Below are 17228 nucleotides of genomic sequence, written 5' to 3' on the forward strand. Positions count from 1 at the left end.
AGCAACAAGGAGTCCCCGACCCATGACCGATTCACCGGCCGCCCCCGCGCCGCACAAGGTAACGCTGTACCGCAACGGCTCCGTGTACACCGCCGCCGACCCCTTTGCGACGGCGATGCTGGTCGACGGCGACACCGTCGCCTGGGTCGGCTCCGAGCAGGCGGCCTCCTCGATTGCCGACGCCTCGATGGAGGTCATCGACCTGCACGGCGCGCTCCTCGCCCCAGGCTTCGTCGATTCCCACGTCCATCTCACCGAGACGGGAATCGCCCTGGACTCGCTGCAGCTCGGCGGGGTCCGCTCGGCCCGGGAACTGCTCGACGCCGTTGCCGGCTTCTGCAACTCCGCTTCCAGCGCGGGCGGCACCGTGCTGGGCCACGGCTGGGACGAGACCCAGTGGACGGACTCCGCCCTGCCCACGGGCGAGGAACTGGAACGCGCCGCCGGCGGGCGGCAGGTCTACCTCTCCCGCGTCGACGTGCACTCGGCGCTCGTGTCCTCCTCGCTGGCGGCAGCCGCCGGCCTCCGCGCCGCCGGCAGCAACGATGCCGACGGTTCCGGGGCGGGCGGCCAGGTCAAGCGGGACGCGCACACGGCCGCCCGGCTGGCCGCGCGCCGGCTGCCCGCTGCGGCGCTCCGCGGCTACCAGCAGCGGGCCCTCGCGGAGGCGGCAGCCAACGGCTACGTGGCCCTGGCGGAAATGGCGGCCCCGCACATCGGCAGCGTCGAGGACCTCCGGCTCGCCGTTGCCTGGAACACCGGCCCGGACGCGGTTCCCGAGATCCTGCCGTACTGGGGCGAGCTGGCCGGCTCCGCGGAACATGCCCGGTCCATCCTGGACGGCCTGGGCGTGCCCGTCCTCGGGCTGGCGGGGGACCTGAACCTGGACGGCTCGATCGGTTCGCGGACCGCGGCCCTGCGGGAGGACTACAGCGACGCCGCGGGGGAGCGCGGCAGCCTCTACCTCTCGTCCGCGGAGGCGGCGGCCCACCTCGCGGCGTGCTCGCTGCTGGGGATCCAGGCAGGCTTCCACGTCATCGGCGACGCCGGCCTCGACGCCGCACTGGACGCGCTGGACCTGGCGGCGGCCGACGTCGGAGAGCAGAAGGTCCGCGCCGCGGGCCACCGCCTGGAACATGTCGAGCTCGCCGATGCGGAATCCATCCGCCGGCTGGCCAGCTACTCCGTGACGGTCAGCGCGCAGCCCGGCTTCGATGCCGCCTGGGGCGCGGCGGACGGCCTCTACCAGCAGCGTTTGGGGTCCCGGCGCAGCGGCATGAACCCCTTCGCCTCCCTCTACGCCGCGGGCGTCCCGATCTGCTTCGGCAGTGACAGCCCGGTCACGCCCCTGCGGCCCTGGTCCAGCGTCCGGGCCTGCCTGCAGCACAGCAACCCGGACGAGCGGATCTCCGCCCGCGCCGCGTTCCTCGGCCACACCCGCGCCGGCTGGCGGGCCGCCCGGTACCGGAACCCGATGGCCGGCCAGCTGGTACCCGGCGCCCCCGCCAGCTTCGCCGTGTGGGAGGTCGAGGAACTGATGGTCCAGGTGGCCGACGGCCGGGTCCAGTCCTGGAGCACGGACCCCCGCGCGCGGACGCCGCTGCTGCCGGCACTGGACGCCGGCTCCGAGCCGGTGTGCCTGCAGACGGTCAGGGACGGCCGGGAACTGTTCGCCAGCGGCTCGCTCCGGGGCTGACGGCAAGCGCCGAAGCGCCGGTCCGGCCCGAAACTTCGGCGGCCACAAGACGGCCCTGACCTGCGGCGACGGACGAAACGGCAGGTCACGGAGCGGTTGACAGATCGGGGCCGCCCCGTAGCATTGAGGGGCAACGGAGGGTTGTGTAAGCCGCAGACTCCGGACGTCCCCCGGCCAGTTCCAGGTTGCCGCAGCGCGGCAGCTTCCTCGGTCGTGGCCATGGGTACTCCCAGGGGGCGGGTCCACTTCGCACCAGAAAACGGTTCCGGCGGCGCTTTTCGCGCCCTGCCGCAACTGGCCCGAGGCGGGTGGACCTGCCCGGGGGACCGGCATCGGCCTCAGCGGCCCCGGCGACTCCCTATAATGGAGAGTTGCGCCTGGTGTCAGCTAAGCACTGACCGCCCGGCTCTCGACCGCTCCCTTCAAGGAAAGGCCCCGCTGTGCGTGTCCTCACGATCATCCCGACCTACAACGAGCTGGAATCGTTGCCCAAGACCCTCGGACGGCTGCGCACCGCGGTGCCAGGCTCCGATGTCCTGGTTGTCGACGACAACAGCCCCGACGGGACCGGGCAGCTGGCGGACCGCTTCGCCGCTGAGGACAGCCAGGTCCACGTCCTGCACCGCGCCGGCAAGGCCGGACTCGGAGCGGCCTACATCGCCGGTTTCAAGTGGGGACTCGACGCCGGTTACGACATCCTCGTGGAGATGGACGCCGACGGCTCGCACCAGCCGGAGCAGCTTCCGCAGTTGATCGAGGCCGTGGAGCAGGGGGCCGACCTGGCCATGGGTTCCCGCTGGGTTCCCGGCGGCAGTGTCGTCAACTGGCCTCTGTACCGGCAGGCGATCTCCCGTGTGGGCAGCACCTATGCGCGGATCATGCTGGGCATCAAGATCAAGGATGTCACCGGCGGGTTCCGTGCGTTCCGCCGGAGCACGCTGGAGAAACTGGACCTGAACACCGTCGACTCGGTCGGCTACGGCTTCCAGGTGGACCTGGCCTGGCGCGTCGCCAAGCTCGGCCTGACGATCGTCGAACGCCCCATCACATTCGTCGAGCGCGAACTGGGCGATTCGAAGATGAGCGGAAACATCGTGGTCGAAGCGATGATCAACGTCACCCGGTGGGGCCTCACCGCCCGCTGGAACACGCTCGCCGGAAAGCTCGCCGGCAAAAAAGCCTCCCGGTAGCGCCGCTGGAGACAGCCTCGCCCGAAAGGGAAAAGCAAGGGCCGGTCATGCAACGTCAATGACGTGGCATGGCCGGCCCTTGCTTTGAAGTGGCGGGTGCGGGGCTGTCTAGGCCGAGCGCCGTTCGCCGCGGCGTTCACGCAGGATCGTGAGACGGTCTTCGAGGATCTGCTCGAGTTCGGGCAGCGACCGGCGTTCCAGGAGCATGTCCCAGTGCGTGCGGACTGCTTTCTCGTTGAGGTTCACGGGGCGTTCGCCGTCGACGAGCAAGGCTTCCTTGCCGGTCTTCGACACCCATACCGGGGGGATCTCGGCTTCGGAGGAGAAGGTCACGAATACCTGCTCGCCGTCCGCGCAGCGGTACTCGACCCGCTGGCGCGGAGCCGGCTCGACACCGGATTCGGTCTCCATGCTCTGTGCGCCAAGGCGCATACCCCGCAGGCTGCGATCGCTCATCTTTTCTCCCTCTATTCGGTTCGCAGGGTCATGCCCTGCGTTAGCCGGGGGCTGTGAGACCGCGCCGGACTACTGTTTGCATTGCGCCGTTTCACTGGACCCAAACCGGATGAATCGTCACAGGATAAAACGCTTAGCGAAGCTTAATTGTTCCGCCGGACTGAACCAGCCGGACAAATATTCAAGTATACGGGAACAGGGCACCCCGGGTAAAGCCTGCAGGGGTGCGGCGGGGTTCCGCGCAGCGCAACGGGGAGGCATCCGCCGCGCGGATGCCTCCCCGTTCGTTGAAGAGCCTAGGCCTCCGGGTGCCCCGGGAAACCGGCGGGCCCTGCGGCCGGACCGGCGGCAGGCGCAGCCGGGCGGGTCGCTGCGGGTTCCGCCGCGGCGTCGGAATCGGGGCCGAACAGCCCGTCATTGAACTGGCCGTCCTTGCTGCCGCCCAAGGCGTTGCCGATGCCCTTGAGGGCTTCGCCGACTTCGCTCGGGATGATCCACAGCTTGTTGGCCGAGCCCTCGGCGATCTTCGGGAGGGTCTGCAGGTACTGGTAGGCGAGGAGCTTCTGGTCCGGGTTGCCCTTGTGGATCGCGTCGAAGACCTTCTGGATGGCCTGGGCCTCGCCGTCGGCCCGGAGGATCGCCGCCTTCGCGTCGCCTTCGGCCTTCAGGATCGAGGACTGCCGCTGGCCCTCGGCGGTGAGGATGGCGGACTGCTTGGTGCCTTCCGCGGTCAGGATCGCGGCGCGGCGGTCACGCTCGGCGCGCATCTGCTTCTCCATCGAGTCCTGGATGGAGTGGGGCGGATCGATCGCCTTGAGCTCCACCCGGGAGACCCGGATGCCCCAACGGCCGGTCGCTTCGTCCAGGACGCCGCGGAGCTGCCCGTTGATCTGGTCACGTGAGGTCAGGGCCTCTTCGAGGTTCAGGCCGCCGACGACGTTGCGGAGTGTCGTGGTGGTGAGCTGTTCAACGGCCTGGATGTAGTTGGCGATCTCGTACGTGGCTGCCCGCGCGTCGGTGACTTGGAAGTAAACCACCGTGTCGATGGAGACGACGAGGTTGTCCTCGGTGATCACCGGCTGCGGCGGGAAGGAGACCACCTGTTCACGCAGGTCAAGCAGCGGCAGCAGCCGGTCCACGAACGGGATCAGGATCGTGAGGCCGGGATTCAGCGTGCGCTGGTACTTGCCCAGCCGTTCCACGACGCCGGCGCGGGCCTGCGGGACAATCCGCACCGCCCGGACGAGCACGATTATTACGAACGCAACGAGAACCAGCAGCACGATTGCGACTGCGATATCCATACATCACCTATTCCCCAGATTGGTCTTGCTATGGTGTGCGGCGGTTTCCCGCCGCCTGCCCGGTGCCGGTGGCGGCCGCCGGAATTCGTGCGGGTGCTACTGGATGGCGGTTTCCGGCTGCGGTGCCACGACGGCCGTGGCGCCGTCGATCGCGCTGACGATCGCGTGCTGCCCGGGTGCCAGGACTCCGGTTTCGGAGCGGGCGCTCCAGACGTCGCCGCCGATCTTGACCAGGCCGCCGGTTGCGGTCACCGGCTCCATAACAAGGGCGGATTCGCCGATCAGCCGTTCGACGTTGCTGCGGCGGTCGGCCGGGCCTTTATGCAGGTGTTTAAGCGCTACGGGACGGACGAAGCCGATCATCAGGAGGGACACCACGCAGAAGGCCACGACCTGCAGGCCCAGGTCGGCGCCGGCCAGGGCCGCCACCAGTCCGGCGAGGGCGCCGCCGCCGAGCATGATGAAGAACAGGTCGAGGGTGATCATCTCCACCACGGCAAACACCAGGAACACCGTGAGCCACAGCGCCCACCAGTTTTCGGGTAGCCATTCGAACATCTTTTCCCCCTTTGCCCCGGGGGCTGCAGGTGCAGACCCTCAGTCACTGTGATTCCATCCTAAGCCGAACGGCAACGCCTGCGGAGGGCCGGGTTACGCACTTGGCGAAAGTGGCCAAGTCGTTACCTTCGGGCACTCCTTTGGCGCTGGTGGAGCCACTAGCGGAGCGGTGAGAAAACGCTGATCCGGAACCGGGCCGACACGGCGGTCAACGGCGGCAGCCCGGCGGCGAGGGACGCCAGCGCTCCGCGGTCCAGGTGGTGTCCGGCGGGGCCCATCAGCGCCAGCCGGGCGACGTCCCCCGGGGACAGCTGGAGCGGCACGTCCAGGTTGTCCGCGGAGAGCGCCGAAAAGTGTCCCGCGAGCGAGGCCGCGAGCCGCTCGTCCTTCGCGGGTTCGATTCCGAGCATGCCTGTCTGGCCTGCCACCTCCTCGAGGTGGCCCGGCCGGGGAGTGACGACCACCAGCCGGCCGCCCGGGCGGAGCACCCGGGCGAACTCCGCCGCGTGGCGCGGCGCGAAGACCACGGTGACGACGTCGACGGCGTCGTCGGCGACCGGCAGCGGCTGCCACACGTCCCCGACAAGGTTGATGGCCTCCGGGTTCAGTTTTGCGGCCCGGCGGAGCGCGAACTTGGAGATGTCCAGCCCGACCGCCCGCGCGGGTGTTCGGTCCAGCGCCGCACGGTCCAGCAGGGCCCGGAGGTAGTGGCCGGTGCCGGTTCCGGCGTCCAGCACCGTCCCCGGCGTTTCAGCGGTTCCGCCGGCGAGGGCCGGGACCGCCAGTTCCGCCACGGCCGCGGCGAGCGGACGGTAATGGCCGGCGGAGAGGAAATCGAAGCGTGCCGCCACCATGTCTGCCGTGTCCGCTTCGAAAACGGTGCCTTTGCCGACGAGGAAGTTGAAGTACCCTTGTTTCGCCGCGTCAAAGCGGTGGCCGGCCGGACACCCGAGGGTGCGGCCGGCGTCGTCGCTGAATCCGAGGCGGTTCCGGCAGACCGGGCACAGCAGCGGGGCAGCGGAGGCGGGGGGCATAGTGTCCATCCTAGGGGCGGCGTGCCCGGCCCGGGCCGGCAGGGCCGCGCCGTCCGGCGTCCACGCCCGCAGGGTGAGCCATTTCACAGTGGAGGAAACTGGGGCTAGGCTCTCACACGTGAAATCCGAACATCTGCCGCTGCTGAATTCCGTCTCCGCCCCTGCCCTGCATCCGGACGGCACCCGTGCCGTGGTGTCCGTGATCCGGCCCGACTTCGACGCAGACGCCTACGTTGGCCAGCTGTGGACGGTGCCGCTGGACCCGGACCGGCCCGCGCGCCGCCTGACCCGCGGGTTCCGCGACACGGCGCCGGACTTTTCCCCGGACGGGCAGGTGCTGGCGTTCCTGCGCGCCGCGGCCGGCGGCAAACCCCAGCTCCATGTCGTGGAGGCCGCCGGAGGGGAGCCGCAGCCCGTCACCGATGCGCCGCTGGGAGTGTCGGCATTCGCCTGGTCGCCGGATTCCCGGCACGTTGTCTACAGCGCCCGGACTCCGGAGGAGGGCCGCTACGGCAGTACCGAGGGGGTTTCCGCCGGCGGCGAGGACGCGCGGCTGATCACCGACTACCAGTACCGGATGAACGGCGTCGGGTATACCGCGGACAAGCCGGTCCAGCTCTTCCTCGTCGAGGTCCCGGACCCCGGCGCGGAACCCAAGGTGGCGCCCCAGGGCAGGGCGCTGAAGGCCCGTACCGCGGCACCTGCGGGCCGGCCCGAGCCCGACGCCGGCCCGACGCCGGCCGGGCTGGTGCCGGCCGCGCGCCAGCTCACCTCCGCTGCCACCGACCACACCGGCGCGAGCTTCAGCACCGACGGGCGCAGCATTTACTTCACAGCCGCCCTGCATGAGGGCAGCGACAACGATCTCGCCAGCGGCATCTACCGCATCGCGGTGGGGGAAGGCTCCGCAGGAGCGGAAGCAGAAGGGGAGCCGGAACTGGTCGCCCCGGCCAACACCGGCCGGCAGAGCGTCCACGCCGTCCGCGAGTCACGGGACGGGCAGTGGCTGTTCTTCCTCGCCCAGGACCTCGGCCCGTCGGGCCAGGACTTCGTGGCGCGCAACACCGCGCTCTACGTGATGCCGGCAGGCGGCGGCGACGCCACCCGCCTGAGCGACGTCGAGACGATGGACCTCGGCTGCAACGGCAGGCTCGAACCGGGGGGTCCGGACTCGGTGCTGCCGCTGAACAACGCACGGGGAACGGTCGAGCTGCTGGAGTTCCAGGCCTCCGGGAAGCACGGGGTACTGGTCCGCGGCGAGCGTGTGGTGACGGGTGGCGCCGCCAACGGCGGTTCGCTGGTGGTCAGTTTCGCCGACGCCTCGACCGCGGGCGACGTCGCCGTGGTCGACGGCGGGCAGCTGCGGGTACTGACCGATTTCTCGGCGCCGCTGCGCTCCGGCGCCGGAATCATCGAACCGCTCGAGCTCACCGTCCCGTCCGGCGACGGCTACCCCGTCCACGGCTGGCTCGTGAAACCGCCGGGCCGGGGACCCCACCCGGTCCTGCTGAACATCCACGGCGGCCCGTTTGCCCAGTTCACGGGGGCACTTTTCGACGAGGCGCAGGTCTACGCCGCGGCAGGGTACGCCGTCCTGATGTGCAACCCCCGTGGGTCCGCCGGCTACGGCCAGCAGCACGGGCGCGCCATCAAGGAGCAGATGGGCACCCTGGACATGCAGGACGTACTGGCCTTCCTCGACGGCGCGCTCGGCAAGTTCGAGGAACTCGACGCCGCTGCGCTCGGCATCATGGGAGGTTCCTACGGCGGCTACCTTACCGCCTGGACCATCAGCCACGACCACCGCTTCAGGGCCGCCATCGTGGAACGCGGATTCCTCGATCCCGTAAGTTTCACCGGTTCCTCCGACATCGGCTGGTTCTTCGGCGGGGAGTACACCGGCCGTTCGGAAGAGCAGATGGCGGCGCAAAGCCCGATGGCCCGGGTGGAGCAGGTCCGCACACCGTCCCTGGTCATCCACAGCGAGGAGGACCTCCGGTGCCCGGTGGAACAGGGCCAGCGGTATTTCACCGCCCTGAAACAGCTCGGCGTGGAGGCCGCGTTCCTGGTCTTCCCCGGGGAGAACCATGAACTCTCACGGGCCGGGACGCCGCACCACCGCAAGCAGCGCTTCGACCAGATCCTCCAGTGGTGGTCCCGCCACCTTCCGACGGCGGCAAACCCCGCCCCCGCGGCGCGGGGCTGAGAAGGAGCGGCCGGAGCGTCACGGGCCCGGGAGGAACCCAAGTTCCTTCCGGGCGAGGCTGATGTCGGGCTGCGCCCAGCGTGCGGAGTACTCGGCGTTGCTGCTGATGGAGCGCAGCTCGGCCCGGTCCAGATACAGGATGCCGTGCACGTGGTCGGTCTCGTGCTGGACGATCCGCGCCTGCCAGCCCGTGAATTCTCGCTGCTGCCTGGTTCCATCCGGCGCCGTGAAATCCAGCCGCACCGACTCGGGCCGGTTCACGGCGGCCTGAAGTCCGTTCACGGAGAGGCACCCCTCATAGAACGCCACGGTGGCTGCATTCGTCGGCTGGTAGGAGGGGTTGAGCATGGCGAAGAACGGCAGCGGCTCCCGTCCGCGGGCAGCGGCGACCTCGGGATCGACGTCGAACTGGTCCTCGAGCACGGCGAGCTGCAGCGGTATGCCGAGCTGGGGCGCCGCCAGGCCCACGCCGGGCGCCTTGTGCATCACGCTGCGCATCAGGTCGATCAGCTGGCCCAGTTCGGCGCCGCTCAACTGCCCGTCGAAGGGCGCGGCGAGCTGGCGCAGCACCGGATGTCCGGCCTGGACTATGGCGGGGAGGACTCCGGCAGTGAGCACCTGCTGGACGGTTTCGTGGATGCGGGCGGCGCTGAAGTCAGTGGGCTTGGCGTCAGGAGACATGGCACCACACTACTGGCGTCCGCAAGCCGTTGTAATGAATTCGTAGATGCGTCCACGCAGCAGCGCTCCGGCGTCGACTTTCAGGACGCCGTCCCGCCCGCCCGCGGATACCCGCACGGGCAGCAGGGTGCCCACTTTGTCGTCCGCGATGGCGTGCGGATCGCAGCGTGCCGGCCGGATCCCCAGCCGGAACTGCTGGCTGGCGCCGCCGGCGTGCACCGAGACGGAGCGCGGCCAGGGGGCGCTTGGGTCCTCTTCGAGCAAGGTGGTCCCGTCGATCCGGTTGATCGTCAGGGTCCCGGTTGAACCGGGATTCACGGCCCCGGGGGTGCTCCGCGGCGTGATGGCAAGTGTCAGCACGGCGCTCTGCGCGTCGGCCGCGACCTCGAGTTCCGGTTCCAGCCGCAGCCCGGCGACCGCAGCGGCCGCCTGGGCCAGACACATTTCCGCGTTGTTCCGCTCCAGCACCCTATGGGGATCAGCAGCGGGCACCGTTGTGGCGGGCACGGTTGTAACGGGGCCGCTGGACGGGGCAAAGCGGAGTTCCACGGCCGCGCCCCCGTTCGCCGGCGCCGTCCGGATTCCGCACGCGGGTGCGCGCAGTTGTGCCGGCAGGATCTTCGTCTGGCCGGGCGGGAGCTCGATGCCGCCCGGCGCCGGCTGCCACTCGATGGGGCCGGCAAAGAGCGGGCTGGCCACGGCGGCGCTGAGCACCGTCAGCGGCCCGGCGGTGTTGTTCGTCAACTGCAGGGCGATGATCTGCTGGCTGTAGTTGTCGCGGAGCTGGTTGATCCCCGCGGTGATCGGGGCCGCCGCCGCGGGTGTCAGCGTCGGCGGCCCGGACGAGCTGCCGGTCCCTGTCGAACCGCCGGTCCCTGTCGCACTGCCGGTGCCGGATCCACCGGCGCTGCAGGAGGCGGTCAGGGCGAGGGCAGCGCCGGCGGCGGCCAGTCTGGCGGCCGGTCCGGGGACCAGGGGCTGACGGTTCGCGCCGGCCGGGCGTCGCAGGAGCGGGGGGAATCGGCCCATGGGGCCAGTGTATTCCGGGCGCAGGCCCGTGCGGGCGCGGCCTTGCCGGTGCGTTCGGCTAGTCTCGTTCCATGACTTCACGGGCCCCTTTGGATTGCGTCCTCGCGCTGCTGCACGCTATCGAGGGCGGCGGCGGTGCGGCGGAGGTCGCCCCGCTCCTGGCCGGGGACTACACCCTGAACGAGGCGCCGCATCTGCTGGCTCCGGCCGGTACAACCAGGAACCGGGACGAGGCCCTGGCCGGGGCGGACGCAGCCCGGGACGTCGTCTCCGGGCAGCGGTTCGTGGTGCGGCGCACGACGTGTGAGGGCAACCGTGTGGTGGTGGAGGCCGACTGGAGCGCCACCCTGCTGATGGACCTGCCGCACTGGGACGCCGGTGACGTCATCCGGGCCAGAGTCGCGTCCGTCTTTGAGGTCCGGGACGGCCGGGTCGTCAGCCAGGACAGCTACGACTGCTACTTCACGCCCCCGCCCGCCTGAGCCGGGCTGCCGTTCGAACGGTGCCGTCGTTAGAACGGTGCCGTCGTTAGAACGGTGCCGTCGTTAGATCGGTGCGCGGCGCTCCTTGGGCATTGCTTACTGCATGGTGAACCGGCGGGCCACGAACCCGTTGACGGCGGGCACGGCGGCGGCCGCGGCGACGGCGCGGTTCCGCACGGCCCACGGCCCAGCGGTCAGGGGTCGGCCCAGTGCCATGTTGATTTCTGACTGGCGTGCCGCCCGGGCGGCCGCGGCCGTGCGGCGGGTCTCGAAGTTCCGTAGCGCCGCCCCCACGTCCGCGCCGTGCAGCGACGCGAGCACCAAAGGAGCCAGCGCGGCGGCGTCCAGCCAGCCCAGGTTCATGCCCTGCCCGCCGATCGGGCTAATCTCGTGGGCGGAGTCGCCGATCAGCACCGTCCGGCCCGTCACCATCCGGCGTACCAGCCGGGTCCGGACGCCAAACCGGCTCAGCATGCTGTTGCTCCCGGGATCGACGTCGATTCCGGTGCGTTCCCTGACCGTTTGAACGAGCCAGCCGGCGTCCCCGCCGTCTCCGGGGTCCGCGAGGCGCACCACCCAGCGCCGCAACGCCCCCGGCAGCGGGAAGGACTCCACGATCCCCGCGGATTCCAGGAACAGGGCCGCGTCCGGACCGAACCGGGTTGTGTCCGCGAAGTCGCCCATCAGGTAGCTGTCCCGGTAATCCCTGGCCCGGACGGCCGTCCCGAGCAGTTGCCGGACCGTGGACCGGACACCGTCGGCGGCAATGGCTAGGGCCGCCGTGTAGCGAACCGCCGAGCCGCCCGCTGTGGCCTCCGCGGTGACCTGGCCGCCGTCGTCGTGCAGCCCCGTGACCCGGACGCCGCGGTGCACGGCGTCCGGGTCGAGCTGCCGGACGCGTTGCTCCAGGACCGCTTCGGTGCGGGACTGGGGCAGGGCGAGGACAAACGGGAAGCCCTCTGAGACCCCGGCGAAGGACATCCGCGCGAGCGTCCGGCCGCCGCCGACGGCGATGCCGCGCCGGATCGGGACCCCTTCGGCCACCATGGCCGGGGCCACGCCGATGCCCTGCAGCGCGTCCAGCGACGGGGGATGGATGCCGATGGCCCGGGAGTGCGGTTCTGCGCCGGTCCGCTGTTCCAGGACGCGCACGCTCACGCCGTGCTGGAGCAACAGCGCGGCCATGAACAACCCCACCGGGCCGCCGCCGATCACCAGGACGTCAGCCATGAGCCCTGTCCCGGTCGAGGACCAGCAGGTTACGGAAGGGGGCGCGGCGGATGACGGTCCAGCCCGGGGGAGCGGTGGCCTGGAGTTCGGCGGCGGTGTAGCTGCGGCGGATCGAGGTGAGGCCATCCTGCCTGATGTAGGAGCCCGTGAAGGGCCAGGATCCGGCGAAGAAGAGGGCATAGGCGGCCGGGCTGCGCCGGAGGTCGTTGTGGATGACCCGGCCGTGGCACAGACCGGCGGACTCGGCCAGAAACGCCGGGAGTTCGTCCTCGGGCAGATGGTGCAGCACGTGGTTGGACACCACCAGGTCGAAGCTGCGGCCTTCGCCGGCGAGCTGGGCAGCCGTGGACTGACGGAACGTCACGCCTGCGCCCCGGTGCCGTTCGGCGGCGAAGCGGCTGGCGCGCGGATCCGGATCGATCGCCGTGATCTCCAGCTGGAGCCCATCCCGGGCGGCCCAGCGGGAGAGCATCACCGGCACGTCGCCGCCGCCGCAGCCAATGTCCAGCAACGTCGCGGGACCCTTCCGCAGGCGTGGCCTGAGCTGGCTCCGGTAGATGCCGCGCCAGCCGGAGACGGCCCGGTTCACGAGCGCGAACTGGGCATAGGTGCGGTCCAGCCGGACCGGATCACAGCCGGGCAGGTCCATCTCCTCAACGGCGTGCGCCGCACGTTCCCGCAGCGGGTGCACCGGGTCTCAGGCCAGGGCCGATTCCGGCTGGGCGGTCCCGGTCTTCGTGGACTCCGCCTCCGCCGCATCCGCGCTCAGCGTTGGCGCGTCCTCACGGCGCGGGCTGCTGAGCTTGGTGAACAGCGCCGTCTCCACCGTCAGCCCCGGCCCGAACGCCATGGAGCAGATCCGTTCCGCGCCGTCGTCCTCACCCTCCGCCGGCGGCAGATCAAGGATGTGCCTGAGCACGAAGAGGACCGTGGCGCTGCTCATGTTCCCGAAGTTGCGCAGGGTCTCACGGGCCGGGACCAGCTGCTCGTCGCTCAGCTCCAGCCTGGACTGGACCTTGTCCAGGATGCTGCGGCCGCCGGGGTGGATGGCCCAGTGCCGGATGTCGCGGTAAGGAAGGCCCCGCAGGGCACCTTCCCGGGAGAGGAGCGGTTCCAGGGCGCCGATGATGTGGTCATCGATGATGTGCGGGACGTAGTTCCCCAGGACCATCTCAAAGCCCTCATCGCCGATATTCCACGCCATGGATTCCTCGCCGACCGGGGTCAGGACGGTCTCGAAGTGGTCCAGCTGCAGGAGCGCCGGTTCGTCCGGGCGCTCCTGGGCGGTGACGATGGCAGCGGCCGCGCCGTCGGCAAACAACGCCGAGCCCATGATGGTGTCCGGGTCGTTCGAGGTCCGGACGTGCAGTGAGCAAAGCTCGGCGCAGACGACCAGGACGACGGCGTCGGGATCGGCCTCGCAGAAGGACTTGGCCGCCCGCAGGGCGGGGAACGCCGCGTAACAGCCCATGAATCCGAGGTGGTAGCGCTGAACGGCGGGATCCAGGCCGAGGGCCCGGACGATTTTGTAGTCCGGGCCGGGGTTGAAGAACCCGGTACAGGACACGGTGACGAGGTGGGTGATGTCCGGGGAAGCGATCCCTGGACAGGCGTCCAGGGCCTTCTGCGCTGCCTCGATGAAGAGTTTGGTGGCCTCGGTGGCGAAAATGTCGTTGCGGACCTTGGTGCTGGGGCTCAGCAGCAGCCCCGTGCCGGCGTTGAAAAACCGCGGGTTCTCCGCCTGGTGGTCCTTGGTCAGTTCCGCGACGGCCGTATGGCGGGTGTCGATGGCGGCGGAATCAAAGCAGGTGCTGACCAGGCGGGTGCCGAGCCTAGTGAGCCCCGGCTGGGCCGCGAAAACGTCCCGGGCCTCCGTCTGGATCAGGACAGTGGGCGGGACAGCAGTTTCCAGGGACCTCAGGTAGACCGTCATGGTTCATTCTCAGTGAGGTCGGCGCAGAAGACAATGGATTCGCCTGCGGCTGCGGGCTCGAAGCTGGTTAGATAGAGCCAGACGACGCCGGCGGAGACCGCGGACGCGGCCCCGCCCAAGAGATGGAGACACCATGAGCATGGCTACGACGTCGGACACGCAGCCGGATGCGCAGCCGGACACGCAGCCGCGTGCGCTGCATGTTGCCGACACCCACGATCTGATCCGTGTGCAGGGCGCCCGCGAGAACAACCTCAAAGACATCAGCATCGAGATCCCGAAACGACGGCTGACGGTGTTCACCGGCGTCTCCGGCTCGGGCAAGAGCTCGCTCGTTTTCGCCACCATCGCCGCTGAATCGCAGCGGATGATCAACGAGACCTACAGCGCCTTTGTACAGGGGTTCATGCCCAACCTGTCGCGGCCGGACGTGGACCACCTGGAGGGGCTGACGACGGCGATCATCGTCGACCAGGAGCGGATGGGCGCGAACCCCCGCTCCACAGTGGGCACCGCCACCGACGCGAACGCCATGCTCCGGATCCTCTTCAGCCGGCTGGGATCGCCGCACATTGGGCCCCCCACGGCGTTTTCCTTCAACGTCCCCACGCGGAAAGCCAGCGGGGTGATGAGCACCGAGAAGGGCGGCAGGGTCGAGAAAAGCGTTGTCCAAAACGCGGTCTACCTCGGCGGGATGTGTCCGCGCTGCGAGGGCATGGGCGCCGTCTCCGACTTCGACCTCACCGCGCTCTACGACGACAGCAAGTCACTCGCCGGAGGCGCCCTGACGGTCCCCGGCTACAGCATGGACGGCTGGTACGGCCGCATCTTCAGCGGCGCCGGCTTCGACATGGACAAGCCGATCGCGAAGTTCACCAAGAAGGAAATGCACGACCTCCTCTACAAGGAGCCGACCAAGATCAAGGTCGAGGGCATCAACCTGACCTACGAGGGCCTGATCCCGAAGATCCAGAAATCGATGCTCTCCAAGGACGTCGACGCGATGCAGCCGCACATCCGGGCGTTCGTGGAGCGCGCCATCACGTTCCAGGCCTGCCCCGAGTGCGACGGCACGCGGCTCAGCGCGGAGGCCAGGTCCTCAAAGATCCAGGGCAAAAACATTGCCGAGCTGTGCGAGATGCAGATCAGCGACCTGGCCGGGTGGGTCCGCGGGCTCACCGAACCCTCGGTCGCGCCGCTCCTCAAGGGCCTGCAGCACCTGCTCGACTCGTTCGCCGAAATCGGACTCGGCTACCTCTCGCTGGACCGGCCGGCGGGCACGCTGTCCGGGGGAGAGGCCCAGCGCACCAAGATGATCCGGCACCTCGGCTCGTCCCTCACGGACGTCACCTACGTCTTCGACGAGCCGACGATCGGCCTGCACCCGCATGACATCGAGCGGATGAACCGGCTCCTGCTGCAGCTGCGCGACAAAGGCAACACGGTGCTCGTCGTCGAGCACAAGCCGGAGACCATCGCCATCGCCGACCACGTCGTTGACCTTGGGCCCGGGGCCGGCACCGAGGGCGGGCGCGTCTGCTTCGAGGGAAGCGTGGAGGGCCTGCGGAGGAGTGACACCATCACCGGGCGCCACCTCGATGACCGGGCGAGGGTCAAGGAATCGGTGCGTAAACCGTCCGGGACGCTCGCGGTGTTCGGCGCCTCGACACACAACCTCAAGGACGTCGACGTCGATATCCCGCTCGGGATGCTGTGCGTGCTCACGGGCGTGGCCGGGTCGGGCAAGAGCTCGCTGATCCAGGGGTCGGTCGCCGGCCGGGACGGCGTGGTGGTGATCGATCAGGGGGCGATCAAGGGGTCCCGGCGCAGCAACCCGGCGACGTACACGGGCCTTCTCGAGCCGATCCGCAAGGCGTTCGCCAAGGCCAACGGCGTCAAGCCGGCCCTGTTCAGCTCCAACTCGGAAGGCGCCTGTCCCACCTGCAACGGCGCGGGCGTCATTTTCACCGAGCTGGGCGTGATGGCCACCGTCGAGTCCACCTGTGAGGACTGCGAGGGCCGGAGGTTCCAGGCGTCAGTTCTGGAATACCAGTTGGGCGGCCGCAACATCGCCGACGTGCTGGCCCTGTCGATGACCGAGGCCGAGGCGTTCTTTGGTGCCGGCGAGGCGAAGACGCCGGCGGCGCACAAGATCCTCCACCGGCTCGTGGACGTCGGGCTGGGCTACCTGACCCTGGGACAGCCGCTCACCACGCTGTCCGGCGGCGAGCGGCAGCGGGTCAAGCTGGCCACCCAGATGGCCGAAAAGGGTGATGTTTACGTCCTCGACGAGCCCACCACCGGCCTGCACCTGGCCGATGTCCAGAACCTGCTGGGCCTCCTCGACCGCCTTGTGGACTCCGGCAAGTCGGTCATCGTCATCGAACACCACCAGGCCGTCATGGCGCACGCCGACTGGATCATCGACCTCGGACCCGGCGCCGGCCACGACGGCGGCCGGATCGTCTTCGAGGGGACACCGGCCGAGCTGATCGCAGCCCGCAGCACCCTCACCGGCGAGCACCTGGCGGCCTACGTCGCCCGGTGACCGCGTCCCTGTGAGGTCAGCCTCGCCGTCTCCTGCCAGAACTCGTCCACGCGCGCATTCCAGTCGTCCGGGACCTCCTGGAAGGGCTGGTGGGATTCCTGCGGCATCACCTCGAAATGTGCACCCGGTATGTGACGGGCCACGGCCTCACCCAGTTCCGGCCTGGTCATGGGATCCACTCCGCCGGCCAAGACAAGCGTGGGAGCGTTGATCTGGCCCAACCGGCTTCCCGTCTCGTGGACCACGAACGCGTCCAGGAACTTCAGGAAATCCTCGGTGGACTGCTGATGCGGGAATGCGAGGGCGTCCTCGATGATCTGGCTAACCATTCCGCTGTTGTGTGCCCGTGGGGTATAGACAAGCAGGAAGAAGAACTCCAGGAAAGCACGAGCGTCTGGTGCCAGGTTGGCCTGCCAGTGGATGGACCGGGCAAGCGTCTTCATGTACTCGTCCATTCCGGGCCACGTGCTCTGCAGCACCAGGCTTCGTACCAGCTTCGGGTGCCGGAGAGTAAGCTCCTGGGCGATGATGCTGCCGCCGGAGAACCCCGCGACATGTGCTGAGGAGATGTTGAGACCCCGCAGCACTGCAGCCGCGTCGTCCGCCATCGCCTCGACCGTCGGTTGCCCCTCCGGCATGGCCGTGCGGCCCGCACCCCGGTTATCGAACGCTGTCATCCGGTAGCGGTCCGCCAGTCCGTCCAGCTGGAACTGCCAAGACTCGACAGTGTCCCCCAGCCCGCCGATCAGCAGTACATCCGGACCGTCGCCGCCCTGCTCCGTCCAGATTTCCAGTTCCCCGGCATTCACATACCGGCCCATTCCGGCCCTCCTGTCTTGCTCAGCCGCCGCTGAACGGTCCAGCCGCTGCCGGCGACGGCC

15 protein-coding genes are annotated in these 17228 nt (G+C 69.4%); 5 read left to right on the forward strand and 10 right to left on the reverse strand.

Translation table 11 applies throughout. From position 1 onward, the window contains the following. The first annotated feature begins 22 nt into the window (after positions 1 to 22). Together AC06G6_RS10045 and AC06G6_RS10050 are read left to right on the forward strand one after the other, a co-directional pair. Entirely contained in the window at positions 23 to 1696 is a 1674-nt protein-coding gene (locus AC06G6_RS10045) for an amidohydrolase (protein ID WP_479821625.1), read from the forward strand. Positions 1697 to 2136: 440 nt separating this feature from the next. Further along, positions 2137 to 2886 (forward strand): polyprenol monophosphomannose synthase, encoded by a 750-nt coding sequence (locus tag AC06G6_RS10050; protein ID WP_479821627.1) that lies wholly within the window; start codon positions 2137 to 2139, stop codon positions 2884 to 2886. 108 nt (positions 2887 to 2994) lie between these two features. Here AC06G6_RS10050 and AC06G6_RS10055 read toward each other — a convergent pair whose 3' ends face one another. The 4 genes from AC06G6_RS10055 to AC06G6_RS10070 all read right to left on the reverse strand — a co-directional run bounded on the left by AC06G6_RS10055 (position 2995) and on the right by AC06G6_RS10070 (position 6238). Next, positions 2995 to 3342, reverse strand: coding sequence for an RNA polymerase-binding protein RbpA (locus tag AC06G6_RS10055; protein WP_024367218.1), 348 nt, complete (start codon positions 3340 to 3342; stop codon positions 2995 to 2997). Between the two features lie 296 nt (positions 3343 to 3638). Continuing rightward, a complete protein-coding gene (locus AC06G6_RS10060; RefSeq protein ID WP_479821630.1) occupies positions 3639 to 4646 on the reverse strand; it encodes an SPFH domain-containing protein in 1008 nt (335 codons plus the stop codon). A gap of 96 nt (positions 4647 to 4742) precedes the next feature. Next, on the reverse strand, positions 4743 to 5204 hold the full coding sequence (locus AC06G6_RS10065) for an NfeD family protein (protein ID WP_307464857.1): 462 nt from the start codon (positions 5202 to 5204) through the stop codon (positions 4743 to 4745). A 158-nt stretch (positions 5205 to 5362) separates the two neighbouring features. Then, positions 5363 to 6238, reverse strand: coding sequence for a methyltransferase domain-containing protein (locus AC06G6_RS10070; protein WP_479821632.1), 876 nt, complete (start codon positions 6236 to 6238; stop codon positions 5363 to 5365). A 118-nt stretch (positions 6239 to 6356) separates the two neighbouring features. On the opposite strand from AC06G6_RS10070, the gene AC06G6_RS10075 reads away from it, so the two are divergent. After that, positions 6357 to 8444, forward strand: coding sequence for a S9 family peptidase (locus tag AC06G6_RS10075; RefSeq protein WP_479821634.1), 2088 nt, complete (start codon positions 6357 to 6359; stop codon positions 8442 to 8444). A gap of 18 nt (positions 8445 to 8462) precedes the next feature. On the opposite strand, the gene AC06G6_RS10080 is transcribed toward AC06G6_RS10075, so the two are convergent. Together AC06G6_RS10080 and AC06G6_RS10085 are read right to left on the reverse strand one after the other, a co-directional pair. Next, entirely contained in the window at positions 8463 to 9125 is a 663-nt protein-coding gene (locus AC06G6_RS10080) for a peptide deformylase (protein WP_479821636.1), read from the reverse strand. A gap of 9 nt (positions 9126 to 9134) precedes the next feature. Next, positions 9135 to 10154: a hypothetical protein gene (locus AC06G6_RS10085; protein ID WP_479821638.1), complete on the reverse strand. Its 1020-nt coding sequence runs from the start codon at positions 10152 to 10154 to the stop codon at positions 9135 to 9137. 71 nt (positions 10155 to 10225) lie between these two features. Between AC06G6_RS10085 and AC06G6_RS10090 the strand changes: the two genes are divergently transcribed. Continuing rightward, complete coding sequence (locus AC06G6_RS10090; RefSeq protein WP_479821640.1) at positions 10226 to 10636, forward strand: nuclear transport factor 2 family protein; 411 nt, start codon at positions 10226 to 10228, stop codon at positions 10634 to 10636. A 96-nt stretch (positions 10637 to 10732) separates the two neighbouring features. On the opposite strand, the gene AC06G6_RS10095 is transcribed toward AC06G6_RS10090, so the two are convergent. Genes AC06G6_RS10095 through AC06G6_RS10105 form a run of 3 tightly spaced genes read right to left on the reverse strand, consistent with a single transcriptional unit; the run spans position 10733 to position 13799 of the window. Continuing rightward, positions 10733 to 11866 carry an FAD-dependent oxidoreductase gene (locus AC06G6_RS10095; RefSeq protein WP_479821642.1) on the reverse strand — a complete coding sequence of 378 codons (1134 nt, stop codon included), beginning with the start codon at positions 11864 to 11866 and terminating at the stop codon, positions 10733 to 10735. Next, positions 11859 to 12515 (reverse strand): class I SAM-dependent methyltransferase, encoded by a 657-nt coding sequence (locus tag AC06G6_RS10100; RefSeq protein WP_479828623.1) that lies wholly within the window; start codon positions 12513 to 12515, stop codon positions 11859 to 11861. Before AC06G6_RS10100 ends, AC06G6_RS10095 begins: the two co-directional genes overlap by 8 nt. A 48-nt stretch (positions 12516 to 12563) precedes the next feature. Further along, positions 12564 to 13799 (reverse strand): type III polyketide synthase, encoded by a 1236-nt coding sequence (locus tag AC06G6_RS10105; protein ID WP_479821644.1) that lies wholly within the window; start codon positions 13797 to 13799, stop codon positions 12564 to 12566. A gap of 133 nt (positions 13800 to 13932) precedes the next feature. On the opposite strand from AC06G6_RS10105, the gene AC06G6_RS10110 reads away from it, so the two are divergent. Continuing rightward, entirely contained in the window at positions 13933 to 16347 is a 2415-nt protein-coding gene (locus AC06G6_RS10110; protein WP_479821646.1) for an ATP-binding cassette domain-containing protein, read from the forward strand. On the opposite strand, the gene AC06G6_RS10115 is transcribed toward AC06G6_RS10110, so the two are convergent. Then, positions 16332 to 17168, reverse strand: a complete 837-nt coding sequence (locus AC06G6_RS10115) for an alpha/beta fold hydrolase (protein ID WP_479821648.1) — start codon at positions 17166 to 17168, stop codon at positions 16332 to 16334. The genes AC06G6_RS10110 and AC06G6_RS10115 overlap by 16 nt on opposite strands. Between the last annotated feature and the right edge of the window lie 60 nt (positions 17169 to 17228).

The organism is Arthrobacter sp. CJL-S3 (assembly GCF_056711635.1).